The organism is Corallococcus aberystwythensis (assembly GCF_003612165.1).
In the GTDB taxonomy this organism is placed as follows: Bacteria; Myxococcota; Myxococcia; order Myxococcales; family Myxococcaceae; genus Corallococcus; species Corallococcus aberystwythensis.
Map to the genome: position 1 here is coordinate 51,640 of NZ_RAWK01000016.1, position 6,279 is coordinate 57,918.

At 70.5% G+C, this 6,279-nt stretch carries 7 protein-coding genes; 1 reads left to right on the top strand and 6 read right to left on the bottom strand.

Annotated features, from left to right (window positions below):
- Positions 1-73 precede the first annotated feature (73 nt).
- Complete coding sequence (locus D7W81_RS04450; RefSeq protein WP_120554053.1) at positions 74-982, bottom strand: LysR family transcriptional regulator; 909 nt, start codon at positions 980-982, stop codon at positions 74-76.
- A gap of 151 nt (positions 983-1,133) precedes the next feature.
- Here D7W81_RS04450 and D7W81_RS04455 point away from each other — a divergent pair, with 151 nt between their 5' ends.
- Positions 1,134-1,682 carry a YceI family protein gene (locus D7W81_RS04455; RefSeq protein WP_120554054.1) on the top strand — a complete coding sequence of 183 codons (549 nt, stop codon included), beginning with the start codon at positions 1,134-1,136 and terminating at the stop codon, positions 1,680-1,682.
- Between the two features lie 20 nt (positions 1,683-1,702).
- On the opposite strand, the gene D7W81_RS04460 is transcribed toward D7W81_RS04455, so the two are convergent.
- From D7W81_RS04460 to D7W81_RS42230, 5 genes are all read right to left on the bottom strand, one after another.
- The gene (locus D7W81_RS04460) at positions 1,703-2,635 is read right to left on the bottom strand and encodes a DUF4382 domain-containing protein (protein ID WP_120554055.1); all 933 of its coding nucleotides are present in this window, start codon (positions 2,633-2,635) and stop codon (positions 1,703-1,705) included.
- Between the two features lie 73 nt (positions 2,636-2,708).
- Complete coding sequence (locus D7W81_RS04465) at positions 2,709-3,209, bottom strand: hypothetical protein (protein WP_120554056.1); 501 nt, start codon at positions 3,207-3,209, stop codon at positions 2,709-2,711.
- A gap of 151 nt (positions 3,210-3,360) precedes the next feature.
- A complete protein-coding gene (locus D7W81_RS04470; protein ID WP_120554057.1) occupies positions 3,361-4,077 on the bottom strand; it encodes a peptidase associated/transthyretin-like domain-containing protein in 717 nt (238 codons plus the stop codon).
- Positions 4,077-5,723, bottom strand: a complete 1,647-nt coding sequence (locus D7W81_RS04475) for a caspase family protein (RefSeq protein WP_120554058.1) — start codon at positions 5,721-5,723, stop codon at positions 4,077-4,079. Before D7W81_RS04475 ends, D7W81_RS04470 begins: the two co-directional genes overlap by 1 nt.
- A partial coding sequence (locus tag D7W81_RS42230; RefSeq protein ID WP_158621423.1) for a hypothetical protein occupies positions 5,720-6,279 on the bottom strand: 560 nt, incomplete at its 5' end. The genes D7W81_RS42230 and D7W81_RS04475, both read right to left, overlap by 4 nt.

Consider the following 6,279-nt stretch of genomic DNA (forward strand, 5'->3'; position numbering starts at 1 on the left):
CGGAAGCCCACCTGACCAGACGCGAACCTCGGGACACATCGTTCCATCCACGGAACGAAACGTCCGCACTGTCTCAGCGCTTCGCTCGCTTGGGTGCTTCCGGGTTGTTCTGGGGCCAGTGCTCGCGCAGCACCTCCACGAACGCCATCACCTTGGGCACGTGGTGGCGCGTGGGCGGGTAGACGGCGTGCACCGGCGCGCCCGCGGAACTCCAGTCCGGCAGCACGCGCTGGAGCCGCCCGGACGCCAGGTCCTCGATGCATTGCTGGCCCGGGATGAGCGCCACCCCGGCGCCCAACGACGTCACCGCGCGCAGCATGTCCGGCTCGTTCACCACCAGCCGCCCGGAGACCTTCACGTCGACAGAGCGCCCGCCCGCATGCAGCGTCCAGACGTTTCCCTGCACCGACTTGCCGAAGAAAAGGCAGTCGTGCTTCGCCAGGTCCGCTGGCGTCTTCGGGGCACCCCGCGCCTGGAGATACCCGGGCGAAGCCACCACGAGCCACTCGATGTCCCCCAACCGCCGTGCCATCAGCGACGAGTCCGGCAGCCGGCCTGCGCGCACCGCCAGGTCGAAGCCCTCCTCCATCAGGTCCACAGCGCGGTCCGTGCAGAGCAGCTCCACCTGCACGTCCGGGTACTGCTCCATGAAGCGCGACACCAGTGGCGCGAGGAAATGGACGGACAGGGGCGTCGTCACGCGCAAGAGCCCGTGCGGGCCCGCCTGCAGGCGCGTCACCGCCAGCTCCGCGGCCTCCGCCTCCGCGACGATGCGCTCGCAGTGCGCGTAGTACGCGCGGCCCACCTCCGTGAGGTGCAGCGTGCGCGTGGTGCGCTGGAGCAGCTGCGCGCCCACGCGCTCCTCCAGTTCGGACACCTTCCGGCTCACGGTGGACTTGGGCATGCGCAGCGCCTTCGCCGCCGCCGTGAAGCTGCCTGCCTGCACCACCCGGGCGAAGACGAGGAGTTCGTTGAGGTCCATGGCCGTGCCCTCGCGCGGAGAGGTGACTGTTCCAGCGGTGGAACAGTGCTTCCTGTCCGTCCCGTCTAATCCGGAACGTGGGGGGCCGCTACCTTACGCCTCGTTGAAACACACCGCCGCTGCCGCGGCGCTCACGACAAGGAAGACGACCATGGCCACCACCACCTGGAACATCGACACCACGCACACGGGCATCCACTTCAGCGTCCGGCACATGGTGGTCGCGAAGGTGCGCGGCAGCTTCACGAAGTTCGGCGGCACCATCACCCTGGACGACGCGAACCCCGCAGCCTCGGCGGTCTCCGTCTCCATCGAGTCGGCGAGCATCACCACCGGCGTCGAGCAGCGCGACAACCACCTGCGCTCGCCGGACTTCTTCGACGTGGCGAAGTTCCCGGCCCTCACCTTCCAGAGCACGAAGGTGGAGCCCGCCGGCAAGCACCTGAAGGTGACGGGGCAGCTCACCATCCGCGGCATCAGCCGCGAGGTCGTCCTGGAGGCCGAGCAGCTGGGCATCGCCAAGGACCCGTGGGGCAACACCAAGGCCGCGTTCGAGGCGAAGACGTCCATCAACCGCAGCGACTTCGGCCTGACGTGGAACCAGGCGCTGGAGGCGGGCGGCGTGCTGGTGGGTGAGAAGATTGAAATCGCCCTCGAGGTCCAGGCCGCCCAGTCGCAGACGGGCGAGAAGGCGGCCTGAACCCGCGAAGCCCGAGAGTCCTACTCGACGTTGAAGGACGTCAGGACGAAGTGCACATCGGACTCCGCGCCTGAGCTGACCGTCGCGGTCGCCGGGCGCGGAATGTCCGTGCTGAAGGACACGCCCGCGGCCGCCGTCAGGTCCACCTGGTAGGTGCCGGGCAGCAGGTACTTGAAGTCCGCGACGTACTGGGTGGGCGTGCGGGCGGTGAACGCCATCGTCTCACGGCTGCCGTCGGAGTTGATCAGCACCGCGGAGAAGCTGCCCAGCTGCGTGGGGCCCATGGGCAGCGACACGCTGCCTGCCTCCAGCGTCACCTCCACGTTGCCGGAGAACTGGAGGTCCGCGCCCTTGATGATGGGGCGCATGACCCACCGGCCGGAGCCGCCGGCCTCCTTGCCGAAGCTCTGCGCCACGTCGAAGTCCACCAGGATGACCTTCTGGTCGTCATCGCTGGTGATGGTGACGTCGGCGTCCTTGTCGAACTTCACCTTGAGGCCGGAGCTGCTGGCGCTGGGCATGTGCAGCTCGCCGTCCACCTGGGCTCCGTCGGGCAGGCCCTCGTAGTCGCTGGAGGTGGCGAAGATGCGGCTGCCCCCGTCCCCCTTCACCTGGATGTAGCCGCCGGTGATGACGAAGCGCAGCTCCTTGTACGTGCCCGGCGGCACCTCCGCGTCCTTCACCAGGTCCGCGGTGTCGTTGGCCAGGGTGAGCAGGTCGGTGGTGACGGGCTCGCTCAGGAGCACCACGTCGCCCTTGCCGTCCTTCTCTCCGTCCACGCTGCCCTTCAGGTACACCTTCGAGATGGTCACCACGGCCTTCTCGAGGGTGTCGCCCGGGGCGTCGGTGAGCTTCAGGGTGACGCGGGCCTTGCCACCGTCGCCGCAGGCCGCGACGAACAGCAGGCCGGTGGCCAGGAGCAGGGTGGAGGTCAGTTGACGCAGGTTTCGCATGGAAGAGCCTTTGTTGGAATCAAGGGGAACGCCACCCAGGACCCGTCAGGGTCCAAAGTGGCCACGTCGTGGTTCAGCCGATGACCGGCCAGCACTGCCCTTCCATGCACGCCAGCGAGCCGCAGCAGTTCTCCTCGCCCTCGCTGGGGCACTCACCGCCCTCGGGAATGCACTGGGGGCCAGCGTCGATGCCGCCGCCCATGCCAGCGTCCGTCGTGCCGCCGTCGGACTCGCAGGTGCCGCCATCCGTGGGCGCTTCACCGCCGTCGTCGCAGGCGCCCAGTGTGTCGCCGTGGTGCAGGTGCGCGGCCATCGCGGGCGCGCCCACGGTGATGGTGTGCGCGTTGGCGTGATTGCCAGGCGGGATGTGGCAGAGGGTGACGCGTCCATCGCCTCCCGGCGCGGTGCCGCCATCCGTGGCGGGGGCCTCCGTGGGGGCGCCGCCCAGGTTGTCATCGCCGGTGCCGAGCGACGGATCCTCCGACGGCGTGGGGCCGCCGCCGCAGCCCAGGGACAGCAGCGCCGCGCACAACACCATCCATGCCGCGGAAGAGGGAGCGGTCGGGTTACGCATTTTCATCTCTCCTGTGAGACGAGGCGGTGGGGGTTCCCCTGAATGAGCGGGAGTGCCTCGTTGTCAGGAAGACCCGGGGGCTCGCGCGGTGGCCACAACTCCAGACGCGCGGAGCAGGGCGCGGACACGCGTTGTATTGAAAGAGGGGGCGTTACGGAAAGCTTGCTTCACAGCGGAAGCCGCTGCAGGCCTCGGACGCACTGCAATGGCTGTCGTCCACGCATTCCACGCAGCAGCCATCCGGCGCGCAATGGCTGTCATCGGCACAGCCCGTCCGCGCGCAGCCCTGCTGGACGTAGGACTCCTCCGGGACGAGCTCCACGTTCAGCGCTGTCTGCTTGCCCGCATCCACACATCCCAGGAGGGCGGTGGAGACGAAGCCGGGCGCGGAGATGCTGAGGCCATAGCAGCCCTCCGGCAGGGGCCCCAGGCGCCGGGGGGACCTGTCATCGAGCGAGGCGGCCTCGATGGGCGTGCCGTCCACGGACGCCTTCGCGTCCGTCACCTTCAGGCTGCCCCTGGCGTGGAGCTTCAGGAAGAACATCCCGGCGGCACGAGGCGCCACGTCCGGGACGTCCACGGACTGGCCTCCCTGCACGGTGAGCGGCACGCGCGCGGCCTTGTCCTCCGTCGCCAGGACGAAGAGCTCCGCGGGCCCCGCGGGCACACCCTTCAGCGTGAAGCGGCCTTGAGCGTCCACGCCGCTGCGCACGTCCGGCGCGCCCACCACGGAGACCAGCGCGACGGCGGGGTCGAACTCCGTGAGCCGGCCGCGCACGGTGCCCTCGCGGAAGGGCTCGTTGTCCAGGCCTCCGCATGCGCCCAGGCCGAGCGATGACAGCATCAGGAGCAGGCATTGGCGACGCATCAGAAGCGGTACCCCACGCCGGCGTTTCCGCCGATGAAGCCCACGGCCTGTCCCTGTCCGTCCACCACCACGTACGTCAACATCCCGTGGCCCTGAGCGGTGAGCTCCAACCGCTCACCCAGGCGCCAGGCCAGTCCGCCCACCACACCGGGGCTGACGGTGAAGTAGCGCTGGCCTCCCGAAAAGGCCTCCACGTCGAAAGACCTGCCCAGGTACAGCGCGGCCACACGCGGGCCCGCGAACAGCGTCAGCCGCTCCCAGCGCCACAGGTACGGCACCGCCGCGCCCAGCGTGAGCGCGGTGTAGCCGAAGGGCACCTCGCTGCCGGGCGCCACCTGGAGCTTTTTCCTCCCGTGTCCCACGCCCACGTCCAGCATCAGGCCCAGGTCCTGGAGCGGCAGGTCCTCCAGGCGCAGCACCACGCCCACCTGGGGCGCGGCGGGCAACAGCTCGCGCTGGCTCTTGCCGTCCGCGAAGGAGATCATGCCGCCCACGAGCGACAGCGCGCGGCGCGGGATGGCGTCCGCGAGCAGCCGCTCCAGGGGCAGGCGGTCGCCCCGGGCCACGTCCACCTCGCGCCGCACCAGGACGGCGTCACCCTTGGTGAGCTCCACCGTGCGCCGCCCCGGGCCTACCGCCGCGCCGCCCGGCAATTCCAGGCGCGGCTCGCCGTCCACCTTCAGCAGGAAGCCGTCCAGGCGCGGGTTGTAGGAGAAGAGCTCTGGCTGGCCCGTGCGGTCGATGCGGCCGGCGAGGATGACCGGATCCGCGCCCACCTCCAGGATTTCGGCGGACGGCCGCTGACGTCCTTCCGTGAAGGTGAAGGTGCGGCGGCGCGAATAGTCGTGGGCCTCCGTGGCGGTGACGGCACCGTCCGCGTTGCGGTCCGCCGCGCCGCCCAGGCCCTCGATGAGGAAGTACGTGTAGATGTCGTTGCGCAGGCCCTCGTCCTCGCGCGCCGTCTCGCCCCAGTCGCTGGCGGCGAACACCATGGAGGCCCGGGACGACTCCTCCAGGGGCCGCGCGTAGAAGCCGGACTTGATGCCGGCCAGCTCCACTTCCAGCTCCCTGGGCAGCAGCGACTTGCCACTGCCGCTGTGGCAGGTGGCCAGCACCAGCAGCCGCCGCCGGCTGGGCAGCTGTTCGAACTCCGCCTTCAGCGCGTCCATGGAGAGCGCCGTCTGCGGGATGGCGCGGTAGGACGCGTCGCGCGTGACGAGGTAGCGCGTGAGCTCACCCTTGCCGTCACGCGCCAGCGTGCCGTGCGCGGACAGGTAGACCATCACCACGTCGTCAGGCCGGGTGGCCTCACGCCGCAGCTGCCGCAGCGCCTCCAGGATGGCGTCGCGGGTCGTCTCCTCCGGGCGCGTGAGGCTCCGCACCTGGTCGAAGTGGCCTCGCGCGGGATCCTTCAGCGCCGCCGCCAGGTCGGTGGCGTCCTTGGAGGAGAAGCGCAGGGTGCGCCACTGCGGATCATCGAATGAGGACACGCCCACCAGCAGCGCGAGCCGCCGGGGGGTGTACGCGCGCGACAGGTCCGCCGCGTCCAGCCGCAGCGGCACGAGCCCGCCCTTGTCTCCGGCCGTGGCGGATGGACCCGCGCACGCGCAGAGGAGGACGCACAACAGGGGAAGGAGGCACCTCACGGCGCCGGAGTCTGACCGGATTGGACCCGCACGTCGAACCTCGCCACGGTGCCCGGGCGTGCATCCGGGTTCCCGTCCGCATCCAGGGCGGAGAGTGCGTCCTGCTCCGACGCGGGCTCACCTGGAGCGAAGGCGACCAGCACCAGCGACAGCCGGCCCTCGTCCGACTCCAGGCTCACGCCCGCGAGGCCGTCAGGCCCCTCCAGGTCGTGCGTTCCAGCATCCAGGGGAAAGCGGCCGAGCAGCTCCGGGGCCTGCTGCTCCCGCTGCTGGTAGAGCAGCGCGGTGCCGGACTCCGTCGCGTGGTAGCGCAAGAGCAGCACCTCGTCGCTGGCGACGTCCGCTCCGGAGTCCAGCCGGCGCAGGCCCCCGTCGGTGCCCCGGGCGACCACGGCCAGCTCCAGGGAGATGCGGCCCGTGCCCTTCTCGCCGGTCCATCCGGTGTCATCCCCCCGCGAGGGGCCCTTCACGAGCGGCACCAGCACCACCATCAGCACGGAGGCCGCGAGCGCGCCGGCCATCCAGCCCCAGTAGCGGCCGGGCGGCGGGGCGAAGC

What these genes read in the sequence shown, in the direction of transcription:
- D7W81_RS04450 (WP_120554053.1), bottom strand. Translation starts at nt 982, where the DNA reads ATGGACCTCAACGAACTCCTCGTCTTCGCCCGGGTGGTGCAGGCAGGC.
- D7W81_RS04455 (WP_120554054.1), top strand. Translation starts at nt 1,134, where the DNA reads ATGGCCACCACCACCTGGAACATCGACACCACGCACACGGGCATCCAC.
- D7W81_RS04460 (WP_120554055.1), bottom strand. Translation starts at nt 2,635, where the DNA reads ATGCGAAACCTGCGTCAACTGACCTCCACCCTGCTCCTGGCCACCGGC.
- D7W81_RS04465 (WP_120554056.1), bottom strand. Translation starts at nt 3,209, where the DNA reads ATGCGTAACCCGACCGCTCCCTCTTCCGCGGCATGGATGGTGTTGTGC.
- D7W81_RS04470 (WP_120554057.1), bottom strand. Translation starts at nt 4,077, where the DNA reads ATGCGTCGCCAATGCCTGCTCCTGATGCTGTCATCGCTCGGCCTGGGC.